This is a genomic window from Azospirillum sp. Marseille-Q6669 (assembly GCF_965111635.1).
Window position 1 is genome coordinate 468,368 of sequence record NZ_CBCOOP010000004.1, and the last position, 20,501, is coordinate 488,868.

A 20,501-nucleotide genomic window follows, 5' to 3' on the forward strand; every position below is an offset into this window, starting at 1 on the left:
CCCGTGGACACCACCCAACTGGGCCACAACGTTCCCCTGACCGAACGCGCCTACCGCATCCGCCGCAACGCCGTGCTGATGGGCGAGGTGCAGGGCCAGGGCTACATCGGGCAGGCCCTCGACATCGCCGACGTGCTGGCCGTGTCCTACTTCCACGCCATGCGCTACCGGCCGGAGGACCCGCATTGGGAAGGCCGCGACCGCTTCCTGCTGTCCAACGGCCACTACGCCATCGCGCTCTACGCCGCCCTGATCGAGGCCGGCATCGTCCCGGCCGAGGAGCTGGAGACCTACGGCAGCGACGACAGCCGCCTTCCGATGTCGGGCATGGCCGCCTACACGCCGGGCATGGAGATGTCGGGCGGTTCGCTCGGCCTCGGCCTCAGCATCGCGGTCGGCATCGCTCTCGGCCTGAAGCGCAAGGCGTCGGACAACCGCGTCTACACGCTCTTCTCCGACGGCGAGCTGGACGAGGGCTCGGTCTGGGAAGCCATCATGTCGGCGGCCCATTACAAGCTCGACAACCTGATCGGCATCGTCGACGTCAACAACCAGCAGGCCGACGGCCCCTCCACCCAGGTGATGGCCTTCGAGCCGCTGGTCGACAAGCTGGAGGCCTTCGGCTGGTTCGTCCAGCGGGTGGACGGCAACGACATGGACGCCGTGGTCGCCGCCTTCGACGCCGCCCGCGACCATCCGGAGCCCAAGCCCCGCATGATCGTCTGCGACACCAGGATGGGCAAGGGCGTGCCCTTCCTCGAAGCCCGCGAAAAGAATCACTTCATCCGCGTGGACGCGCACGAGTGGAAGCTCGCCCTCGACGCGCTGGACGCCGGGAGGACCGCATGAGCACCGCCGCCACCACCACCGCCCCGGCCGCCGCCAAGCCGCGCCTGAAGACCTCCGCCATGATCGCCTCGATCGCGGGCGAAGGGCAGCGCACCAAGCCCGCCCCCTTCGGCCACGCGCTGGTCGAGCTGGCCAAGGCGCGTCCGGAGATCGTCGGCCTCACCGCCGATCTGGCGAAGTACACCGACCTGCACATCTTCGCCCAGGCCAACCCGGACCGCTTCTACCAGATGGGCATGGCCGAGCAGCTGCTGATGGGCGCCGCCTCCGGTCTGGCGCACGAGGGCTTCATGCCCTTCGTCACCACCTACGCGGTCTTCGCCTCGCGCCGGGCCTACGACTTCGTGCACCAGACGATCGCGGAGGAGAACCGCAACGTCAAGATCGCCTGCGCCCTGCCGGGCCTGACCTCGGGCTATGGCCCCAGCCATCAGGCGGCGGAGGATCTGGCCCTGATGCGCGCCATGCCGAACATGGTGGTCATCGACCCCTGCGACGCCCTTGAGATCGAGCAGGCGGTACCCGCCATGGCCGCCCACCAGGGGCCGATCTACATGCGCCTGCTGCGCGGCAACGTCCCGGTGGTGCTCGACGAGTACGATTACACATTCGAACTCGGCAAGGCGAAGCGGCTGCGCGACGGCGCCGACGTGTTGGTCATCTCCTCCGGCATCATGACGATGCGGGCGCTGGAGGTGGCGAAGGCCCTGGAGGCCGACAAGGTCGACGTCGCCGTGCTGCACGTCCCGACCATCAAGCCGCTCGACACCGAGACCATCCTGACCGAGGCCGGGCGCAGCGGGCGCATGGTCGTCGTCGCCGAGAACCACACCGTCATCGGCGGTCTGGGCGAGGCGGTGGCCGGCACGCTGCTGCGCGCCGGGGTCGTTCCCAGCGCCTTCCGCCAGATCGGCCTGCCCGACGAATTCCTGAAGGCCGGCGCCCTGCCGACGCTGCACGACCTCTACGGCATTTCCACCGACGCCATGGTAACCAGCATCAAGGGGTGGCTGTAAGCCGCCCCCCACCCCCGTCGCTCACCCCCGGCTGTCGCAGAAGCGAGGACACCCTAAGAACCGCGCCGCGCCCGTTCCCGATACGCTGAACGACAAAAGACCACAGGAGAGGAAACAATGGACAAGAAGCCGCCCCAAACCCCCGCTCACTCGACCCTGGGCCTTCTTCGCCCGAGCCGCCGCGCCGTTCTGGCCGCCGCCGCCGCCGTGCCGCTGGTGACCATCCTGAAGCGCCCGGCCAACGCCGCCGAGTTCCAGTTCAAATACGCCACCGGCCAGGACCCGACCCACCCGGTCAACATCCGCGCGCAGGAGGCCATCGACCGCATCCGCGAGGCGACGTCCGGCCGGCTCGACATCAAGCTGTTCCCCGCCAACCAGCTCGGCAGCGACACCGACCTGCTGGGGCAGGTGCGCAACGGCGGTGTGGAGATCTTCAACCTCTCCTCGCTGATCCTCGCCACCTTCGTCCCGCTGTCCGGCATCACCAGCATGGGCTTCGCCTTCAAGGACTACGACGCGGTCTGGCAGGCGATGGACGGCGACCTGGGCAAGCATGTCCGGGCGGAGATCGCCAAGACCCCGATCATGACGCTCAGCAAGATCTGGGACAACGGCTTCCGCCACGTCACCTCCTCCACCCGCGTCATCAAGACGCCAGAGGACATCAAGGGATTCAAGATGCGGGTGCCGCCGGCGCCGGCCCTGACCTCGCTGTTCAAGGCCATCGACGCCGCCCCGGCGCCGATCAACTTCAACGAGCTCTACTCCGCCCTTCAGACCACTGTGGTCGAGGGTCAGGAGAACCCGCTGGCGATCATCGCCACCGCCCGCCTGTACGAGGTGCAGAAGTCCTGCAGCCTGACCGGCCATGTCTGGGACGGCTATTGGGTGCTCGGCAACAAGCGCGCCTTCGCCCGCCTGCCCGCCGACATCCAGGCCATCGTCACCCGCGAACTGGACCGTTCGGCGGACGACCAGCGGGCCGACATCGCGGCACTCACCGAATCGCTGCAGAAGGACCTGTCCGCCAAGGGACTGACCTTCCACACCATCGACCGCGAACCGTTCCGCAAGGTGCTCGCCGGGACGAACTTCTACGCTGAGTGGAAAGGGAAGTACGGGGCCACCGCCTGGGATCTGCTTGAGAAGGTGACCGGCAAGCTGGGCTGACGCGGTCCGCCGACGCGGCCGGCCTCCTGGTTCCTCAAAGGTCCTGCGGGGCCGGCCGCTTCCCCATCACCGATCGTCCCCACCACCGATCGTTCATGCGAAGGGCTGGTTACCATGAACACTCCCGTCAACACGGCGGACGCCGCCGTTCACGGCGCCGGGCGGCCATCGGGCGCCGGCACCGGCTGGCTTGACCGGCTGGACCGCGGCATCGGGCTGCTGGTCGAGGCACCGGCGGCACTGCTGGTGCTCGCCGAGGTCGGCGTCCTGCTGGTCGGCGTCATCTGGCGCTATCTCCTGCACAGCCCGATCATCTGGTCGGACGAGCTGGCCTCCATCCTGTTCCTCTGGCTCGCCATGTTCGGCTCGGTCGTGGCGCTGCGCCGGGGCGAGCACATGCGGATGACCGCGATCGTCGGCATGCTCCAGCCCCGCACCCAGGCGTTCCTCGACGTGGTGGCGATCACCGCGGCGCTGGCCTTCCTGCTGCTGATGGCCGAGCCGGCCTACGAGTTCGCGGTGGAGGAGGTGTGGGTCACCACGCCGGCGCTGGACATTCCCAACTCCTGGCGGGCTAGCGCGCTGCCGGTGGGCTTCGTCCTGATGATCGCGGTGGCGCTGCTTCGGCTGGCGCGGCTGGGCCGCCCGTCCGACGTGCTGCGGGCGGTGGTGGCGGTCACGGCGGTGGTCGGCGTCATGGCGCTGGCGGCGCCGCTGTTCGCGGGGCTCGGCAACTACAACCTGCTGCTCTTCTTCGTGGTGGGCGTCGGCGCGATGGTGTTCCTTGGCCTGCCCATCGCCTTCGCCTTCGGTCTGGCGACCTTCGGCTATCTGGCGCTCGCCACCTCGACCCCGGCCATCGTCATGGTGGGCCGCATGGACGAGGGGATGAGCCACCTGATCCTGCTGTCGGTGCCGCTGTTCGTCTTCCTCGGGCAGCTCATCGAGATGACCGGCATGGCCCGCGCCATGGTCGGCTTCCTGGCCAGCCTGCTTGGCCATGTGCGCGGCGGCCTGTCCTACGTGCTGATCGGCGCCATGTACCTCGTCTCGGGCATTTCCGGGTCGAAGGCGGCGGACATGGCGGCGGTCGCCCCGGTGCTGTTCCCCGAGATGAAGGCGCGCGGCGCCAAGCCCGGCGACCTCGTCGCCCTGCTGTCGGCCACCGGCGCCCAGACCGAGACCATCCCGCCGTCGCTGGTCCTCATCACCATCGGCTCGGTCACCGGCGTGTCCATCGCCGCCCTGTTCACCGGCGGCCTGCTGCCGGGCATCGTGCTGGGCGCCGCTCTGGCGGCTCTGGTCTGGTGGCGCTACCGCCACGAGGATCTGTCCCACGTCCGCCGCGCCAGCAAGGCGGAGGTCGGCAAGGCCTTCCTGATCGCGCTGCCGGCCATCGCGCTGCCCTTCATCATCCGCGCCGCGGTGATCGAGGGTGTCGCGACCGCGACCGAAGTGTCGACCATCGGCATCGTCTACGCGGTGGTCGCCGGCCTGCTGATCTATCGCCAGTTCGACTGGCGCCGCATCTACCCGATGCTGGTCGAGACGGCGTCGCTGTCCGGGGCGATCCTGCTGATCATCGGGGCCGCCACCGGCATGGCCTGGGCGCTGACCCAGTCCGGCTTCTCCAGCTCGCTGGCCGAGGCGATGCGGGCCCTGCCGGGCGGGGTGCCGGTCTTCATCGTGGTGTCGATCATCGCCTTCATCATCCTGGGCAGCGTGCTGGAGGGCATCCCCGCCATCGTGCTGTTCGGCCCGCTGCTGTTCCCCATCGCCCGCCAGTTGGGGGTGCATGAGGTGCATTACGCGATGATCGTGATCCTGGCCATGGGCATCGGCCTGTTCGCCCCGCCCTTCGGCGTCGGCTACTACGCGGCCTGCGCCATCAGCCGGATCAACCCCGACGAAGGCATGAAGCCGATCATCGGCTACCTCGTGGCGCTGACCATCGGCCTGATCGTCGTCGCGGCGGTGCCCTGGATCTCCATCGGTTTCCTCTGATCCGCCTTCCGGCCCGGCCCCCCGATTTCCCGACGGGTGGATCGGGCCTTCCTCTCCTTCTTCCGTTCAGGAAAGTGATACGGCCATGACGACGGTGGGCTTTATCGGCCTCGGTTCCATGGGCATGCCGATGGCGTGCAACCTGCTGGCACGCGGTTTCGCGCTGCGCGGCTTCGACGTGCGGCGCGAGAGCGTCGCCGTTCTGGAGGCCCGCGGCGGGCGGGGGGCGGACAGCGCCGCCGCCGCCGCCGAAGGGGCCGACGCGCTGGTCCTGATGGTGGTCAACGCTGCCCAAGCCGAGTCCGTCCTGTTCGCCCAGGGCGCGCTGGACCGCCTGCCGGAGGGCGCCACGGTGATCCTGATGGCGACCTGTCCGCCGGACGCCGTCGCCGCGCTCGCCGCGCGGGTCGAGGCGGCGGGACGGCGCTTCGTGGACGCCCCGGTGTCGGGCGGGACGGTCGGGGCGGTGGCCGGAACGCTCTCCATCATGGCGGCGGCCCCGACCGCGGTGGTGGAGCGGGTGCGCCCGGTCCTGGCGGCGATGGGCGACAAGGTCTTCCACGTCGGCGAGGCGCCGGGGCAAGGCGCCACGGTGAAGACGGTCAACCAGCTGCTGTGCGGCGTCCACATCGCCGTGGTGGCGGAAGCCTTCTCGCTGGCCGCCAAGGCCGGCGTCGATCTGGCGGTCCTGCTGGAGATCATGAGCGGCTCCGCCGCGTCGAGCTGGATGCTGAAGGACCGCGGCCCGCGCATGCTGGAGGCCGAGCCGGGCATCACCAGCGCCGTGGACATTTTCGTCAAGGATCTCGGCATCGTCCTGGAGGCCGGTCGCGGCGCCAAGGCCGCCTTGCCGCTGGCCGCCGTCGCCCACCAGATGTTCCTCTCGGCCTCCGGGCGCGGCGAAGGCGCGATGGACGACAGCCAGGTGATCCGCAGCTATCACCTGCTCAACGGCGTCACGCCAGGGTGAGGCGGGGGCGTCGTCAAGGAAACGACGGCGCTCCATCGGTCATGACGGTCTTCGCTCCGGATGCCGGCGGCTCACGCTGAACCGTCGTCATCCGGGGCGCATCAGGTCGCCGGGCTTCGCCCGGCGTTTTTTCTTTCGGCACGACGACGGCAGGGTTCGATGATGAGGGCCCCCGGTGCGCCTCGCCGCCGAGGGAGCCGGCAAGGAAAAAGAAATCCACGAACCTCGATGACAACGTTGTCATTCGCGTCTGACAGCGCTATGATAACGTTGTCATTGGGCGTTTTCGCCTCGCCCTCATCCGGCCGATCAGGATTGTCCCATCATGAGCGTGTTTCTCGATGCCCTGCTCGACAGCAGTTTGGACGACAGCATCCGGGGGGTGCCACCTGGGACGGCGCCGCTGCGGCTGCGTGATGTCGGCGCCCGGGGCTGGCGGCCGGCCACGGGCGACATGGCGCTTCCGGTGCTGACGCTCGACGAGGATGCCTTCGCCGCCAACCGCGATCTGATCTTCGCCTATGCGCGCCGCCACGGCGTGGCGCTGGCGCCCCATGCCAAGACGCCGATGGCCCCGCAGATGGCCTCCGCCCTGGTGGAGGCCGGCGCCTGGGGCGCCACCGTCGCCAACCTGCAGCAGGCGGCCGTTCTGCTGCGCGCCGGCGTGACCCGGCTGATCCTCGCCAACGAGATCGGCGGCCGGGCCAGCGGCGAGCGGCTGGGCGCGCTGCTCGCCGCACATCCCGACGCCGACCTGCGCGCCTTCGCCGACTCCCCCGCCGCGGTCGAGACGCTCGCCGCCGCGGCGCGCGCCGCCGGCCGCCCCCCCGAACGTCCGCTGCCCGTCTTGGTCGAGGTCGGCGCCGGCCGCGCCGGCGCCCGCGACCGGGCGGCGGTGGACGCGATCCTCGCCGCGGTCGTCCGCCATCCCGGCCTGCTGGTTCTCGACGGCGTCGCCACCTACGAAGGGGCGGTCGCCACCGCGGATCCGGCCGAGACCGCCGCCAACATCGCCGCCCTGATGCGGCGCACGGCGGAGGCCTTCGCGCTGGTGCGCGCGCTGGCTCCGGAGCGGCCTTTGCTGCTCACCGCGGGCGGTTCCGCCTTCTTCGACATGGTGGTGACCGGCCTGGCGCCGGTCGCCGCGACGGACGGCAACGCCACGCTGGTGCTGCGCAGCGGCGCCATCTTCTTCCACGACCACGGCGTCTACGAACGCGCTCTCGGCGCGCTCGACGCCCGGCAAGGGTTCGCCTGCGGCGGCGCCACGGCAGCCGAATTCCGCCCGGCCCTGCGCCTGTGGGCGGAGGTTCTGACCCGGCCGGAACCGGAACTGGCCATCTGCGGCTTCGGCATGCGCGACGCCTCCTTCGACCAGGACCTCCCCCGGCCCCTGCTGGTCCACCGCGACGGCAGCGCGCTCTCCGCGGAGGGCTTGCGGGTGACCCGGCTGAACGACCAGCACGCCTTCGTCGCCGTGCCGGCGGGCCATGACCTTGCCGTCGGCGACATCGTCGAGTTCGGGATCTCGCACCCCTGCACCTGCATCGACCGCTGGCGGGTGCTGTTCGGCCTCGGCGCCGACGGGCGGGTCCGCAGCGCCTACCGCACTTTCTTCGGCTGATCCAAGGCGGCCAGACACGCCATGCAGACATTGAATTTCCAACAGCTCCTGCGCTACCAGGACCAGCTGATCGACGGCACGCTGCACACGCTGCTGCTGACCCTGGTCGCGGCGGTGATCGGCACCGCCATCGGCGTCGCCGGGGCGGCGGCGGTGCGCAGCGGGCCGCGCCCGGTGCGCTGGGCGATCCGCGGCTATGTCGAGCTGATCCGCAACACGCCGTCGCTGATCCAGCTGTTCGTGGTCTTCTTCGTGCTGCCGGGCTTCGGCTTGCGGATGGGAGCCTTCGAGGCGGCGGCGATCGCGCTCGGCCTCTATTTCGGCGCCTACTGCACCGAGATCGTCCGTGCCGGGCTCGACGCCATCCCCGGCAGCCAGGTCGAGGCCGGCCAGTGCCTGGGGCTGACCCGCTGGCAGGTGTTCCGCCATGTCGTGCTGCCGCCGGCCCTGCGCAGCGTCTACCCCGCCTTCACCAGCCAGTTCGTCCTGCTGCTGCTCGGCACCTCGCTGGCCTCGCAGATCTCGGCGGAGGAGCTGTTCCACACCGGCGGCTTCATCGAGACGCGCACTTACCGCAGCTTCGAGGTCTATGCCGTGATCTGCGGCATCTACTTCGCCCTGGTGATGAGCTTCAAACTGCTGTTCGCCGCGGTGGGGCGCCTCGCCTTCCGCTGGCCGGTGCGGCGCTGACGGAGACACCGGCCATGCGTTCCTTTTCCCTCGCCGACTTCCTGTCGCTGCTCAGCGCGCTGCAATGGACGGGCGTCCTCGTCCTCATCGCGCTCGCCTTCGGCGCTCCGCTGGCGCTGGCGCTCGCCCTGATGCGGACCAGCGCCCGCCGCGCGCTGCGCTGGTCCGCCACCGCCTTCCTCCAGATCGTCCAGGGCGTCCCGCTGCTCGGCCTGCTGATGTTCTTCTACTTCGGCATGCCGGTCTTCCTCGGCGTGGAGATGTCGCCTCTGGTCGCCGTCGGCATCGCCATGACCGTCTACACCGCCTCCTTCCTCGGCGAGATCTGGCGCGGCGGCATCGAGGCGGTGAAGCACGAGCAATGGGAGGCCGCCGCCTGCCTCGGCCTGTCGACCTGGCACCAGTTCCGCTACGTCATCGCGCCGCAGGCCTTCCGCATGGCGCTGCCGCCGACCGTCGGTTTCCTGGTCCAACTGATCAAGGGCACGTCGCTGGCCTCCATCGTCGGCTTCGTCGAACTCGCCCGCGCCGGCCAGCTGGTCAGCGCCGCCACCTTCCAGCCCCTGCTGGTCTACTCGATCGTCGCGGCGATCTACTTCGCCGCCTGCCTGCCGCTCACCCTGTGGGCGCGTTCCCTGGAGGCCCGTCTCAATGGCGCTCGTTGACATCAAGAACGTTACCAAGAGCTACGGTTCCATCGAGGTGCTCAAGGGGGTTTCGCTCAGCATCGACGAGGGCGAGATCGTCACCATCATCGGCAAGTCGGGCTCCGGCAAATCGACCCTGCTGCGCTGCATCAACGCGCTGGAGCGCATCGACGGCGGCGAGATCACGGTGGAGGGCCAGTCGGTGCGCACCGACATGCCGAACCTGCGCGGCTTCCGCCAGCGCGTCGGCATCGTCTTCCAGGCCTTCAACCTGTTCCCGCACCTGACGGTGGAACGCAACATCACGCTGGCCCCGATCCTCAACAAGCGGATCGCCAAGGCGGAAGGCCGGGCGCTGGCGCTGGACGTGCTGGCCCGCGTCGGGCTGGCCGACAAGATCGACGCCTATCCGGCCCAGCTCTCGGGCGGGCAGCAGCAGCGCGTCGCCATCGCCCGCTGCCTCGCCATGGGGCCGCAGCTGATGCTGTTCGACGAGGTGACCTCGGCCCTCGACCCGGAACTGGTCGGCGAGGTTCTGAAGGTGATGGAGGACATGGCGCGGCAGGGCATGACGATGGTCCTGGTCACCCACGAGATGGGCTTCGCCCGCAACGTCGCCTCCAAGATCGTCTTCATGCACCAGGGCCGCGTCTGGGAGGAGGGGCCGCCGGCGGAACTCTTCGCCAATCCCCGCACCCCCGAACTGCGGAGCTTCATCGCCTCCGCGCGCTGATCCCATTTCCCCGAAACGGCCCCCGCATCGCCTGCCAAGGTCAGGACAAGGGCCGGACAACGACCAGAACAGAGGAGCAATGTCGTGAGACTCTTCCGGACCCTTGCCGCCGCCGTGGCGGTCTGCGCCACCGTTGCCCTGTCCTCCGCCGCCCTGCCCTCCGCCGCGAAGGCGGATGCCCTGCAGAACGTCCTGTCGGCGGGCAAGCTGCGCGTCGGCGTGCTGCTGGACGCCGCCCCCTGGGGCTTCAAGGACGCCAAGGGCGAGGCCGCCGGCCTCGACATCGACCTTGCCAAGCTGATGGCCGCCGACATGGGCGTGAAGCTGGATCTGGTCCAGGTGACCGGCGCCAACCGCATCCCCAGCCTGCTCGCCAACAAGGTGGACGTGCTGATCGCCGCCGCCGGCGCGACGCCGGAGCGCGCCCAGCAGGTGACCTTCTCCCAGCCCTACGCCGCGGTCAATCTCGGCGTCTACGGGCCGAAGGCGATGGCCACCGCCACCGATCCGGCCGAGCTGAAGGGCCACAGCATCGGCGTCGCCAAGGGCTCGACGCTCGACATCTGGCTGACCGACAACGCCCCCGGCGCCAAGCTGGTCCGTTTCGAGGACACCCCCGGCGCCATCGCCGCCTATCTGGCCGGCCAGGTCGAGACCTTCGCCGAGAACAGCGCCATCGCGCTGAAGGTCTCGGAGGACAATCCCGGTAAGGATGTCGAGCTGAAGTTCCTGATCCGCCAGTCGCCGGCCCACGTAGCCGTCCGCCACGGCGAACAGGATATGGTCAACTGGATCAACACCTTCCTGTTCTACAACCGCCAGAACGGCAAGCTGAGCGCCCTTCAGATGAAGTGGTTCAAGGAAAAGCAGACGCTTCCGCAGATGTAATCCGCCGTTCGACATCGCAAGAGAGGTTTCATTCGATGATCACGAGGTTCCAGGTCGGTTCGCGCATGAGCCAGGCCGTCGTCTGCCAGGGCATGGTCCACATCGCGGGTCAGGTCGCCAACAACCGCACCGGCTCGATCCGGGAGCAGACCCGGGACGTGCTGGCGAAGATCGACGCCCTGCTGGAGGAGGCCGGCACCGACAAGTCCAAGCTGGTCGCCGTCAACGTCTTCCTGCCGCACATCACCGACTTCGACGCCATGAACGAAGTCTACGACGCCTGGATCGACCCCGCCAACCCACCGGCCCGCGCCTGCACCGAGGCGCGGCTGGCCGATCCGGACCTGCGGGTCGAGATGACGGCCCTCGCCGCCCTCTGAAGGGCCTCTTAGGCGAACCGGAGGGCGCGCCGGGCAGCCGCTGCCCTGGCAAACGCTGTTAGGACGCCCCTCCGCCACAAGGTTTTTGGAATGCACACTGGCCTCTACCACGCGCTCGATTTCGCCGCCGACGGCAAGTCGCTGGATTTCCTCAGCATCCCGTTCTCGGTGGATCGGTCCCCCTATTATCAGGTGAAGGTTCCGGTCTGCCGCGTGCGCAACGGGGCTGGTCCGCGCGTGCTGCTGATGGCGGGCAACCATGGCGACGAGTACGAAGGCGAATTGCTGCTGGGCCGCCTGTTCCGCCGGCTCGACCCAGCGCGCATCCGCGGCGAGGTGACGATCCTGCCGGCCACCAACGCGCCGGCCGTGATGGCGGCGCGGCGCCGCTCGCCGCTGGACGAGGGCAACCTCAACCGAGCCTTTCCCGGCGACCCCGCCGGAGCGCCGACCTTCCGGCTGGCGCATTTCCTCGAGCACGAGCTGTTCCCGCGCCATGACGTGGTGTTCGACCTCCATTCCGGCGGCACCTCCATGGCCCACCTGCCTTGCGCCCTGATCGAGCGGCAAGGCACGCCCGATCGGCTCAGCCGCGCCCTGGAGCTGATGCAGGGGCTGGGTATGCCCTACGGCTTCGTGGCGGAAAACGGCGCCACGGCCCCGACCTCGATGGCGGCCGCGGCGCGGGCCGGCGTCATCGGCATCAGCGGCGAGTTCGGCGGCGGCGGCACGGTGACGCCGGAGACCATGGCCTATACCGCCCGCGCGATCGACAACCTGCTGATCGCCGTCGGGTTGACCGATGCGCCGGTGCTCTCGGTCGCCGGGGCCGCCCCTGCCCCCATGCAATTGCCCATGCAACTGCTTCAGCTTGACAGCCACCGGCAGGCGATTTACGCGCTGCGGCGCGGCTGGTTCGAACCGGCGGTCGACATCGGGGCGCGGGTCGCCGCCGGTGACCTCGCCGGCTGGTTCCACGACCTGACGCGGCTCGACCAGCCGGAGGAGGAACTCCGCTTCCAGGAGGCGGGCATCGTCATCTCGCGGCGCCTGCACAGCGACAGCGAGGCCGGCGACTGCCTGATCCAGGTGGCGCGTCCGGTCGAGGAGGCGGGCATCCTGGCGCGCGCGGCCTGATCGCGGATTGACAACCGCGGACCAACAGACGGGAGACGGGCGGCATGAGTGACACCGGTGCGGCAAAGCGGCCGCCGACCATCGACGACGTCCTCCGCCTGCGGGCAGTGGAACCGCTTCCTTCAAGCGACGGGGACGCGGTCGAAGGGACGGCTCGCGACGGGGCGACTCCGCCGCGCATCGTCGAGATCGCCCGGCTTGCCGGGGTTTCGCCGATCACCGTCTCGCGCGCCCTGCGTCAGCCGGAGAAGGTGGCCGAGGCCAAGCGCCGCAAAATCCTGGAGATCGTGGAGCGCACCGGCTACGCCACCAACCCCCATGCCCGCGCGCTGAGGTCCGGCCAGTCGAACATCGTCGCCGCCTTCGTCTCGAATCTGCAGAGCCAGCAGTTCTGCCTCGCCGTGCAGGGCTGCGGCGAGGTTCTGGAGCCTCAGGGCTACCAATTGATGATCGGGCAGACCTCCTACTCCTACGCCAAGGAGACGACGATGATCCAGTCGCTGCGCGAGATGCGTCCGGCGGCGGTCATGTTCACCGGCGTCATCGAGATCGAGGAGAACCGGCGGGCTTTGCGGGCGCTGGGAATCCCGATCATGGAGACCTGGGCCTATCCCCGCGACCCGATCGACATGCTGGTCGGCTTCTCGAACATCGACAGCGGCCGCCTGGCGGCCGAGCATTTTGCCGAGCGCGGCTATCGTCGCATCGGCTTCATCGGCCGCCGCAGCGGCCGCGGCGCCCTTCGCCTTACCGGCTTCCGCGAGGGCGCCCACGCCGCTGGTCTCGACATCGTCGCCGAACTGTCGGTCGACGGGGTGAGCAGCATGGTCGACGGCCGCCGCGCGCTTGGCAACCTCCTGTCGCGCAACGCGGCGGTCGAGGCGGTGTTCTGCGCCAACGACCTGCTGGCGACCGGCGCGTTGCTGGAGGCACGCCGGCTGGGCATGCGCCTGCCCGACGACATCGCCATCCTCGGCTTCGGCCACAACGACATCGCCGAAGAGCTGCCGCCCGGACTGACCACAATCGGGATCGACAGCCGCGACCTCGGCCGCCAAGCCGGATCAATGATCCTGCAACGGATGCGCGGCGAGATGCCTTCGGAACCGACCCGCGCCGTCGAGCTGACGCTGACCCGCCGCGGCAGCAGCTGACGCGCGCTTGGGCTTGAGCTGGCGGTGCCGGACCGCCAGCGGCTGGCAACAAACCAGCCTGGGATGGACGAAATGGCTGCGTGGGCAACAGCGCAACACGCCGCCTTGGCTGGCGCAACGCCCAAACCGGGAAAGCACCGGGTCCCCCGCCCTTCCGAAACATGGCGCGTTTGGACGGGGCAATGCCCTGGCCAAGCCACGCTCGGCGTCCTGTTCGCTCCCCTCCCCCACCGGCATGACGGTGGCTCAGGTTCAGCTTCCCAGGAGGTTGGTGCGGACTTGCAGCAGATGCTCCTGAAGGGCGGCACGGGCCTGATCCCCGTCACGGTCCTTGAGCGCGCTGACGATGCGCCGGTGCTGCTCCTCATAAACGGCGCGCCGCGCCGGCGTGAGGCTGCGCACCTTTAGGCGCGCCCATTCCGGCTGGTTTCGGATGGCGTTGATTGCGTCGTAAACATCCGCCAGCAAGCCGTTCTTGGCCGCGCCGATGATCGCCACGTGCAGCATGCCGTCCCAGTGTTCGAATTCCGGAATGTCCTGGGCGCGCTCGGCATGGGCCAGGCATTCCTCCATCCGGTGGAGATCCGCCGCGGTGGCCCGCCCAGCGGCCAGCTCTGCCGCTTGCGGCTCGACCATCAGGCGCAGTTCCATGACTTCCGCCGGGCTGGCGCCGATGATGCGGCTGGTCAGGCTCTGATCCTCGGATGTGGCCTTCACCGTCGCTTCCGATGTGACGAACGAACCGCGGCCCACATGGCGGACAATCTTGCCCTGCTCCTCAAGCACTCGAAGGCTCTTGCGCAGCGTGTTGCGGGAAACGTTGAAGCGCTTCTCCAATTCACGCTCGGTCGGCAGCTTGGTGCCCGGACCCCAGGTTCCGTCGGCAATGCCCTGTTCGATCAACGCAACAACCGCGCTCGCTCCGGAAGCAGCCCGATCCCTGAGATTCAGCGCGTCCATAACCCGTTCCACCAGCATTTTGCTCCATTCTTTATCCAATATGGCGCGCCCTCAGCCGCCGCGCAATCTCAATTTTAGGGTTCCAGCTTACGGATCCAGACAACCGGTTTGGAAAAAATGGACCAGGCGCATTTTCTTCTTGACCAATCATGAGCCGTGATCGTCATATTGGATCACTGATGGCGCTGATAGCGTCGCATTGGTCCTGATAATGGTTCATATTTGGATCAGAGGAGGCAGCGCATGAGATTCGTCACCTTCCAACATGATGGACGCCGCAAGGTCGGGGTGATCGATCCGGACACGCAGCGGGTTTGGCCGATCGAATCCGTTCTCGGCGAACCGGTCCGTGACATGCTCGATCTCATCCGCCGTTACGACGCGGCCAAGGGCGAGATAACGCTTGGTTCCGTGGGGATTCCGTTGGCCGACGTCCGTGTCGACGCGCCGATCCCGCGTCCCGACCGCAACATTTTCTGCGTCGGCAAGAACTACCACGACCATGCCCACGAGTTTACCCGCAGCGGTTTCGACGCCGGGTCGAAGGTGGCGGCCGACGCAATCCCGGAAGCGCCGATCTTCTTCACGAAGCCGCCGGAGACGGTGATCGCCAATGGTGATCCAATCCGTTACCCGCACGGGGTCAGCGACAGCCTCGACTATGAGGCCGAACTGGGTGTGGTCATCGGCAAGGGGGGCCGCGGGATCACCAAAGCCGAAGCCTACGACCATATCTTCGGTTACGTCATCATCAACGACATGACGGCGCGTGACTGGCAGTCGCGCCATAAGCAGTGGTTCCTGGGCAAGAGCTTCGACACCTTCTGCCCGATGGGACCATGGCTGGCGACGGCCGACGAGGTCGACGCGGCCAACCTGGCGCTGCGTTGCTGGGTGAACGACGAACTCCGCCAGAACGCCAACACGCGCGATCTGATCTTCGACATTCCGACCATGATCGAGACCCTGTCGGCCGGAATCACGCTGTACCCCGGCGACATCATCGCCACCGGCACGCCGGCCGGGGTCGGCATCGGCTTCAACCCGCCGAAGTTCCTGAAGCCGGGCGACCGCGTGACGATCGAGATCGACGGGCTCGGCCGGCTCAGCAACGTGCTCGACTGAGCACGGGCGGCCATTCTGCAACGGCAACAAGGGAAACACCTTATGGCACAGCATCTGGCTGTCGAGGTTCACGGCGCGGGCGACCCGGTGATCCTGGTCCATGGCCTGGGCGGCACCTCCAACGTGTTCACCCCGCAGGTCGGCGCGTTGTCGCGGTTCTTCCAATGCGTGCGCTTCGACCTTCCCGGTTCCGGGCGAAGCGCCATCAACGACGACGTCTCGATTTCCGGCTTCGTCGATGCGGTCGTGGCGGTCCTCGACAGCCGCGGCATCGAGCGCGCCCATGTGGTCGGCCATTCGCTCGGCACCGTCGTGTGCCAGCATCTCGCCGTCCGCCAGCCGGAGCGGGTGCGCAGCCTGTCGTTGATCGGGCCGCTTCACGCGCCGCCCGAGGCCGCCCGTCCGGCGCTCCGCGACCGCGCCGCCAAAGCGCGCGCCGACGGTATGGTGGGCATCGCCGATGCGGTCGTCCAGGGCGGCACCTCGGCCGACACCAAGGCCAACCGGCCGGAAGTGGCGGCGTTCGTGCGCGAGATCCTGATGCGCCAGGACCCGGAAGGCTATGCCCGCACCTGCGAGGCCTTGGCCGCCGCCGAGCCCGCCGACGTGGCGCGGATCGCCTGCCCGACGCTGCTCATCACGGGCGACGAGGACGGCACGGCGCCACCCCCGGCCGTGCGGGTCCTGGCGTCGAAGATCCCGGGATCGAACCTGCGCATTCTCGATCGCTGCGGCCATTGGACGACGTTCGAGCGTCCGGCGGCGGTCAACGAAGCGCTGATCAACTTCCTGTTCTCCGTCGCCTGAGCACCTTGCGGAAAAGCGCACCGCCGTGACGCGTCCCCATGGCGGACGCGGCCCATCAAAGGAATGGCCCATCAAGAAGCGGCGGTATCGTTCGGATGGCGGAGCCACGATCCCGGCAAAACCATCCGAAGCACGAACGAAACAATAAGCCGGCAAACCGGCATCCCCGATCGACCAGGAGGAAACGATGCAAACGACTCTCTTCACCAACGTGCGCGTCCTCGACAGCACCGGCGAGCAGCCCTTTGCCGGCGAAGTGCTGGTCCAAGGCAACCGCATCGCCGAGATTTCCAGGCAGGAAGGGACGATCTCCCGCGACGCGCACCGCCATGTGGCCGGTGGCGGCGCCACGCTGATGCCGGGCCTCATCGACTCGCACCTGCACCTGTCGTGGAACAACCAGCCCACGCTCGCGGCCATTCAGCAGATGCCGCCGGAAGAGCATGTCCTCTTCGCCGCCGACATGGCCAAGCTGGTGCTGGACGCCGGCTTCACGGCGGGCTTCGGCGCCGCCGCCGCCAAGCCCCGCCTGGACGTGGTCATCCGCAACGCGATCAACGCGGGCCAGATTCCGGGGCCGCGGTACCGCGCGGCGGGACAGGAGATCGCCACGCCCGGCGGACTTGGCGATACGTCGCCGCCGCACATCGAGCATGAGGGCCTGAATTTCGGCATGATCGTGTCCGGGCCGGAGGAGGTCCGCCGCGCCGTCCGCAAGTTCATCAAATACGGCGTCGACAACATCAAGCTGAACCTGTCGGGCGAGGAGATCACCGGAGTCGGGGCCGAGGTGACCCCGATGGCGCGCGAAGAGATCGCCGTGGCGGTGAGCGAAGCCAAAATGCACGGGAAGACCCTGTGCGCGCACGCGCGCTCCTCCAAATCGGTCAAGCTGTGCGTCGAGTTCGGCATCGAAGGCATCTTCCACGCCTCCTACGCGGACGAGGAAGCCCTCGACATGCTGGAAGCGGTGAAGGACCGGCACTTCGTGGCGCCCGGTCTGGCGTGGCTGCTCACCACGGCCCGGGAAGCGGGCGCGTATGGCATCGCCCCCGGATCGCCGCTGTCGCAGCAGTACGAACACGAGCTGGAGATCGCCGTCGACAGCATGAGGAAGATGCACAAGCGCGGCATCCGGGTTCTCCCCGGCGGCGACTACGGGTTCGCATGGCAGCCGCACGGTACAAACGCCCGCGACCTCGAAATTTTCGTGAATCTGCTCGGCTTCACGCCGATGGAAGCCCTGGTTTCCGCGACCCGGTCCGCCGGGCAGATCATGGGCATGGGCAATGAGCTGGGCATGATCCGGGAGGGCTGTCTGGCCGACCTGCTGCTGGTCGACGGCGATCCTCTCGCGGACGTCACCATCCTGCAGGACCGGAAGCGCCTCCTGGCGATCATGAAGGACGGCGTCTTCCACAAGGCGCCGGAAGCCCCCGCCCCACGCGAGCGTGTCTGAAACCAATCCAGGCCCGGCCGCTCCCAGCGCATCGCTCCCGGCGGAGGCTCCGCCTTCTTCCCGGGAGCACGGACGCTCGCAACGGCCGGGTCACCGCACAGGCCAAAAAATGGAGGGGGACGCACGATGGACGATCTCGGCTGGCGCAGCGTGCTGTTTGTCCCGGCATCGCGGCCCGACCGCTTCGACAAGGCGCTCGCCGCCGGCGCAGATGCCGTCTGCGTGGATCTGGAGGACGCCGTGGCGCCGGCTCACAAGCAGGATGCCCGTGCCGCGGCCATGCGCTTCCTGGCGGATGGCAGGAACGGTGGCGGTGGCGGTCCCGACCGCGTGATACGCATCAACACGCCGCGCAGCGTGGCGGGGATGCGCGATGCGCTCGCCCTCATCGAGGCGCGCCCCTCCGGTGGCACCGTGGTCATCCCCAAGATCGACTCGCCCGAGGAGGTCTGCTGGGTCGACCAGTTGCTGACCGAAGCGGGACTCGATCTTCGCCTGGTGGCTCAGATCGAGACGCTGCGCGGGATCGATCAGGCCGCCGCCATCACGGCCGCGTCCCGCCGGGTGAGCGCCGTCATGTTTGGAGGCTTGGATCTGGCGGCTGAACTCGGCGTCCCGGCGTCCTGGGATGGGCTTCTGTACGGTCGATCGCGGATCGTTCATGCCGCCGCGCGGGCCGGCATCCCGGCCATCGACATGCCATTCGTCGCGGTGCGCGACGCCGATGGGTGCCGCGCCGAGGCGCAACGCGCCCTGTCTCTGGGCTTCACGGCGAAGATGGCCATCCATCCGGGCCAGGTTCCCACCATCAACGAAGCCTACACACCGACACCGGACGAGGTCGCCGACGCCGAGCGGATCGTCACTGCATGGAAGAACGCTCCGGACGGCGTCATTCAAGTCCACGGGAAAATGGTCGAACGCCCGATCGTGCTCGCCATGCGACGCACACTGGCCCGCGCGCAGGCTCCCGAACGCGCATCCACATCGACGCGGCATGGTGATGCCGCCTGACGGCCTTGCGGTTGGCTTGGGCCGGCCTGCAAGGCCGAACTTTATAAGCAGAAAGAAGGGGGGAAGAGGCAATGCGCAGACACGCATCATTCCGGACGAGGCTGGCGCTGGGAGCCATCGTGGCGGCGACCGCCAGCGCCGTTCTGGCGTGCCCATCCATGGCGGCGGACGTCCGGACGGGTGCCGGCCCGTCGGGAGGCGGCAACCGCCCCAACATCCTGCTGATCCTTGCCGACGATCTGGGCTATTCGGACATCGGTGCGTTCGGAGGCGAGATCCAGACGCCCAATCTCGACGCCTTGGCGCGCTCCGGTCTCCAACTGACCAACTTCCATGTGTCGCCGGCCTGTTCGCCGACGCGGGCCATGCTGATGGCCGGCACCGACAATCACGTGGCCGGGCTGGGGACGATGGCGGAACTGCCGACGCCCGAGCAGAAAGGAAAGGCGGGGTACGAGGGCACCCTCGGCACCAACGTCGTGCCGTTCCCGGAACTGCTGCGCGACGCGGGCTATCACACCTACATGGCCGGGAAGTGGCACCTGGGCATGACGGAAGAGCTCAGCCCTCCGGCGCGCGGCTTCGAACAGTCCTACGCGATGCTCCAGGGCGGGGCGGGGTTCTTCGACCAGACCGGCAACGCGCCGCCGCCCGACGGCAAGGGCACGACCAAGGCGCGCTACCGCGAGAACGGCAAGCCGGTCGAGCTGCCGAAGATCGACTACACGACGAATTTCTACACGGACAAGGTCATCGAATACATCGGCAGCAACAAGGCCGATGGGAAGCCCTTCTTTGCCTATGCGGCGTACACGGCGCCGCACTTCCCCCTGCAGGCGCCCGACCACCTCATCGAGAAGTACAAGGACACGTACAAGGCGGGATACGAGGCCATTCGGAACGAGCGCTTCAAGCGCATGCAGGCAGCAGGGCTGATCCCGGCAACCATGACGCCGTCCGAGCCGCCCGCCCTCTGGCCGGAATGGGAGCAGCTTTCCCAGCAGCAAAAGGATGTCGAAGCGCGCCGGATGGCGGTTTACGCGGCCATGGTCGATTCCCTGGACCAGAACATCGGCCGGCTGGTGTCCTACCTGAAGGAGATCGGCGAGTTCGACAACACCATCATCGTCTTCCTGTCCGACAATGGCGCCGAGGGGAACGACATTCTGGACCTCGCCCCCGCCGCGTGGGTTGAGGAAACCTTCGACAACAGCCTGGACAACATCGGGCGTCCGGGCTCCTACGTCGGCTATGGGCCGGGGTGGGGCCATGTGAGCGCCGCCCCCTTCCGCCTTTTCAAGGCGTTCCCGACCGAGGGCGGCGTGCGTTCGCCGACCATCATTTCGTACCCCAAGCTGGCGCATCGCGGAAAGATCGACGGCCAGATCGCCTCGGTGATGGATCTGGCGCCGACCTTTCTTGAGGCCGCCGGGGTCAAGCACCCTGGAAACAGCCACAAGGGGCGCACCGTGCATCCCATGCAGGGAACGTCCCTCTGGCCCTATCTGAACGGCCGGTCCGATCACGCCCATCCGAAGGACTACGCGTTGGGAATGGAGCTCTTCGGGCGTGCCTCCGTCAAGAAGGGCGACTGGAAGCTGGTTTGGGTGAACCAGCCGTGGGGAACCGGCGGGTGGGAACTGTTCAATCTTGCCGATGATCCCGGCGAAACCCGCAACCTCGTCGATGCCCGACCGGAAAAGGCCAAGGAAATGATGGCCTCCTGGGATGAGTACCAGGAGAAGAACGGTGTGATCTTCGATGAGAAGATCGCCGGCCAGCTTCAGTACAGCAATGGCACGCGCTATTACCAGGAGCTTGAGTGGTAGGCGATGCGACAGCGGCGGCCGGGCTTGGCACGGCCGCCGGCC

General features: G+C 68.2%; 19 protein-coding genes. 18 read left to right on the top strand and 1 reads right to left on the bottom strand.

The annotated features are described in order from the left end of the window. Positions 1 to 3: 3 nt before the first annotated feature. From ACWPXE_RS23605 to ACWPXE_RS23665, 13 genes are all read left to right on the top strand, one after another. A complete protein-coding gene (locus ACWPXE_RS23605; protein ID WP_109071187.1) occupies positions 4 to 849 on the top strand; it encodes a transketolase in 846 nt (281 codons plus the stop codon). Beyond that, a complete protein-coding gene (locus ACWPXE_RS23610; protein WP_454019771.1) occupies positions 846 to 1,865 on the top strand; it encodes a transketolase family protein in 1,020 nt (339 codons plus the stop codon). Before ACWPXE_RS23605 ends, ACWPXE_RS23610 begins: the two co-directional genes overlap by 4 nt. A 117-nt stretch (positions 1,866 to 1,982) precedes the next feature. Then, on the top strand, positions 1,983 to 3,038 hold the full coding sequence (locus ACWPXE_RS23615) for a TRAP transporter substrate-binding protein (RefSeq protein ID WP_454019772.1): 1,056 nt from the start codon (positions 1,983 to 1,985) through the stop codon (positions 3,036 to 3,038). A 114-nt stretch (positions 3,039 to 3,152) separates the two neighbouring features. Beyond that, on the top strand, positions 3,153 to 5,042 hold the full coding sequence (locus ACWPXE_RS23620; protein ID WP_454019773.1) for a TRAP transporter large permease: 1,890 nt from the start codon (positions 3,153 to 3,155) through the stop codon (positions 5,040 to 5,042). Between the two features lie 85 nt (positions 5,043 to 5,127). Next, positions 5,128 to 6,012: an NAD(P)-dependent oxidoreductase gene (locus ACWPXE_RS23625; RefSeq protein ID WP_454019774.1), complete on the top strand. Its 885-nt coding sequence runs from the start codon at positions 5,128 to 5,130 to the stop codon at positions 6,010 to 6,012. A 325-nt stretch (positions 6,013 to 6,337) separates the two neighbouring features. Then, complete coding sequence (locus tag ACWPXE_RS23630; protein ID WP_454019775.1) at positions 6,338 to 7,636, top strand: alanine racemase; 1,299 nt, start codon at positions 6,338 to 6,340, stop codon at positions 7,634 to 7,636. A gap of 21 nt (positions 7,637 to 7,657) precedes the next feature. Next, positions 7,658 to 8,326 carry an amino acid ABC transporter permease gene (locus tag ACWPXE_RS23635; RefSeq protein WP_237906619.1) on the top strand — a complete coding sequence of 223 codons (669 nt, stop codon included), beginning with the start codon at positions 7,658 to 7,660 and terminating at the stop codon, positions 8,324 to 8,326. 14 nt (positions 8,327 to 8,340) lie between these two features. Further along, positions 8,341 to 8,991 (top strand): amino acid ABC transporter permease, encoded by a 651-nt coding sequence (locus tag ACWPXE_RS23640; RefSeq protein ID WP_454019776.1) that lies wholly within the window; start codon positions 8,341 to 8,343, stop codon positions 8,989 to 8,991. Then, the gene (locus ACWPXE_RS23645; RefSeq protein ID WP_119509256.1) at positions 8,978 to 9,706 is read left to right on the top strand and encodes an amino acid ABC transporter ATP-binding protein; all 729 of its coding nucleotides are present in this window, start codon (positions 8,978 to 8,980) and stop codon (positions 9,704 to 9,706) included. The genes ACWPXE_RS23640 and ACWPXE_RS23645 overlap by 14 nt, the downstream gene beginning before the upstream one ends. Positions 9,707 to 9,790: 84 nt before the next feature. Further along, positions 9,791 to 10,594: a transporter substrate-binding domain-containing protein gene (locus ACWPXE_RS23650; RefSeq protein ID WP_454019777.1), complete on the top strand. Its 804-nt coding sequence runs from the start codon at positions 9,791 to 9,793 to the stop codon at positions 10,592 to 10,594. A gap of 35 nt (positions 10,595 to 10,629) precedes the next feature. Next, on the top strand, positions 10,630 to 10,974 hold the full coding sequence (locus ACWPXE_RS23655; protein ID WP_237906622.1) for a RidA family protein: 345 nt from the start codon (positions 10,630 to 10,632) through the stop codon (positions 10,972 to 10,974). Positions 10,975 to 11,064: 90 nt separating this feature from the next. Then, entirely contained in the window at positions 11,065 to 12,111 is a 1,047-nt protein-coding gene (locus tag ACWPXE_RS23660) for a deacylase (protein WP_454019778.1), read from the top strand. Positions 12,112 to 12,155: 44 nt separating this feature from the next. Next, positions 12,156 to 13,265 (top strand): LacI family DNA-binding transcriptional regulator, encoded by a 1,110-nt coding sequence (locus ACWPXE_RS23665; protein ID WP_454019779.1) that lies wholly within the window; start codon positions 12,156 to 12,158, stop codon positions 13,263 to 13,265. 252 nt (positions 13,266 to 13,517) lie between these two features. Here the strand turns inward: ACWPXE_RS23665 and ACWPXE_RS23670 are convergent, their stop codons facing one another. Then, on the bottom strand, positions 13,518 to 14,243 hold the full coding sequence (locus ACWPXE_RS23670) for a FadR/GntR family transcriptional regulator (protein ID WP_454019780.1): 726 nt from the start codon (positions 14,241 to 14,243) through the stop codon (positions 13,518 to 13,520). A 225-nt stretch (positions 14,244 to 14,468) separates the two neighbouring features. Between ACWPXE_RS23670 and ACWPXE_RS23675 the strand changes: the two genes are divergently transcribed. The 5 genes from ACWPXE_RS23675 to ACWPXE_RS23695 all read left to right on the top strand — a co-directional run bounded on the left by ACWPXE_RS23675 (position 14,469) and on the right by ACWPXE_RS23695 (position 20,459). Continuing rightward, the gene (locus ACWPXE_RS23675) at positions 14,469 to 15,350 is read left to right on the top strand and encodes a fumarylacetoacetate hydrolase family protein (RefSeq protein ID WP_454019781.1); all 882 of its coding nucleotides are present in this window, start codon (positions 14,469 to 14,471) and stop codon (positions 15,348 to 15,350) included. A 42-nt stretch (positions 15,351 to 15,392) separates the two neighbouring features. Then, the gene (locus ACWPXE_RS23680; protein ID WP_454019782.1) at positions 15,393 to 16,157 is read left to right on the top strand and encodes an alpha/beta fold hydrolase; all 765 of its coding nucleotides are present in this window, start codon (positions 15,393 to 15,395) and stop codon (positions 16,155 to 16,157) included. Between the two features lie 187 nt (positions 16,158 to 16,344). Next, positions 16,345 to 17,616 (top strand): amidohydrolase family protein, encoded by a 1,272-nt coding sequence (locus ACWPXE_RS23685; protein WP_454019783.1) that lies wholly within the window; start codon positions 16,345 to 16,347, stop codon positions 17,614 to 17,616. A 126-nt stretch (positions 17,617 to 17,742) separates the two neighbouring features. Next, the gene (locus ACWPXE_RS23690; protein ID WP_454019784.1) at positions 17,743 to 18,630 is read left to right on the top strand and encodes an HpcH/HpaI aldolase/citrate lyase family protein; all 888 of its coding nucleotides are present in this window, start codon (positions 17,743 to 17,745) and stop codon (positions 18,628 to 18,630) included. 71 nt (positions 18,631 to 18,701) lie between these two features. Next, complete coding sequence (locus tag ACWPXE_RS23695; RefSeq protein WP_454019785.1) at positions 18,702 to 20,459, top strand: arylsulfatase; 1,758 nt, start codon at positions 18,702 to 18,704, stop codon at positions 20,457 to 20,459. The last annotated feature ends 42 nt before the right edge of the window (positions 20,460 to 20,501 follow it).

What these genes read in the sequence shown, in the direction of transcription:
- ACWPXE_RS23645 (WP_119509256.1), top strand. Translation starts at nt 8,978, where the DNA reads ATGGCGCTCGTTGACATCAAGAACGTTACCAAGAGCTACGGTTCCATC.
- ACWPXE_RS23660 (WP_454019778.1), top strand. Translation starts at nt 11,065, where the DNA reads ATGCACACTGGCCTCTACCACGCGCTCGATTTCGCCGCCGACGGCAAG.
- ACWPXE_RS23675 (WP_454019781.1), top strand. Translation starts at nt 14,469, where the DNA reads ATGAGATTCGTCACCTTCCAACATGATGGACGCCGCAAGGTCGGGGTG.
- ACWPXE_RS23685 (WP_454019783.1), top strand. Translation starts at nt 16,345, where the DNA reads ATGCAAACGACTCTCTTCACCAACGTGCGCGTCCTCGACAGCACCGGC.
- ACWPXE_RS23695 (WP_454019785.1), top strand. Translation starts at nt 18,702, where the DNA reads ATGCGCAGACACGCATCATTCCGGACGAGGCTGGCGCTGGGAGCCATC.
- ACWPXE_RS23670 (WP_454019780.1), bottom strand. Translation starts at nt 14,243, where the DNA reads ATGCTGGTGGAACGGGTTATGGACGCGCTGAATCTCAGGGATCGGGCT.
- ACWPXE_RS23640 (WP_454019776.1), top strand. Translation starts at nt 8,341, where the DNA reads ATGCGTTCCTTTTCCCTCGCCGACTTCCTGTCGCTGCTCAGCGCGCTG.
- ACWPXE_RS23630 (WP_454019775.1), top strand. Translation starts at nt 6,338, where the DNA reads ATGAGCGTGTTTCTCGATGCCCTGCTCGACAGCAGTTTGGACGACAGC.
- ACWPXE_RS23680 (WP_454019782.1), top strand. Translation starts at nt 15,393, where the DNA reads ATGGCACAGCATCTGGCTGTCGAGGTTCACGGCGCGGGCGACCCGGTG.
- ACWPXE_RS23625 (WP_454019774.1), top strand. Translation starts at nt 5,128, where the DNA reads ATGACGACGGTGGGCTTTATCGGCCTCGGTTCCATGGGCATGCCGATG.
- ACWPXE_RS23620 (WP_454019773.1), top strand. Translation starts at nt 3,153, where the DNA reads ATGAACACTCCCGTCAACACGGCGGACGCCGCCGTTCACGGCGCCGGG.
- ACWPXE_RS23690 (WP_454019784.1), top strand. Translation starts at nt 17,743, where the DNA reads ATGGACGATCTCGGCTGGCGCAGCGTGCTGTTTGTCCCGGCATCGCGG.
- ACWPXE_RS23655 (WP_237906622.1), top strand. Translation starts at nt 10,630, where the DNA reads ATGATCACGAGGTTCCAGGTCGGTTCGCGCATGAGCCAGGCCGTCGTC.
- ACWPXE_RS23665 (WP_454019779.1), top strand. Translation starts at nt 12,156, where the DNA reads ATGAGTGACACCGGTGCGGCAAAGCGGCCGCCGACCATCGACGACGTC.
- ACWPXE_RS23610 (WP_454019771.1), top strand. Translation starts at nt 846, where the DNA reads ATGAGCACCGCCGCCACCACCACCGCCCCGGCCGCCGCCAAGCCGCGC.
- ACWPXE_RS23615 (WP_454019772.1), top strand. Translation starts at nt 1,983, where the DNA reads ATGGACAAGAAGCCGCCCCAAACCCCCGCTCACTCGACCCTGGGCCTT.
- ACWPXE_RS23635 (WP_237906619.1), top strand. Translation starts at nt 7,658, where the DNA reads ATGCAGACATTGAATTTCCAACAGCTCCTGCGCTACCAGGACCAGCTG.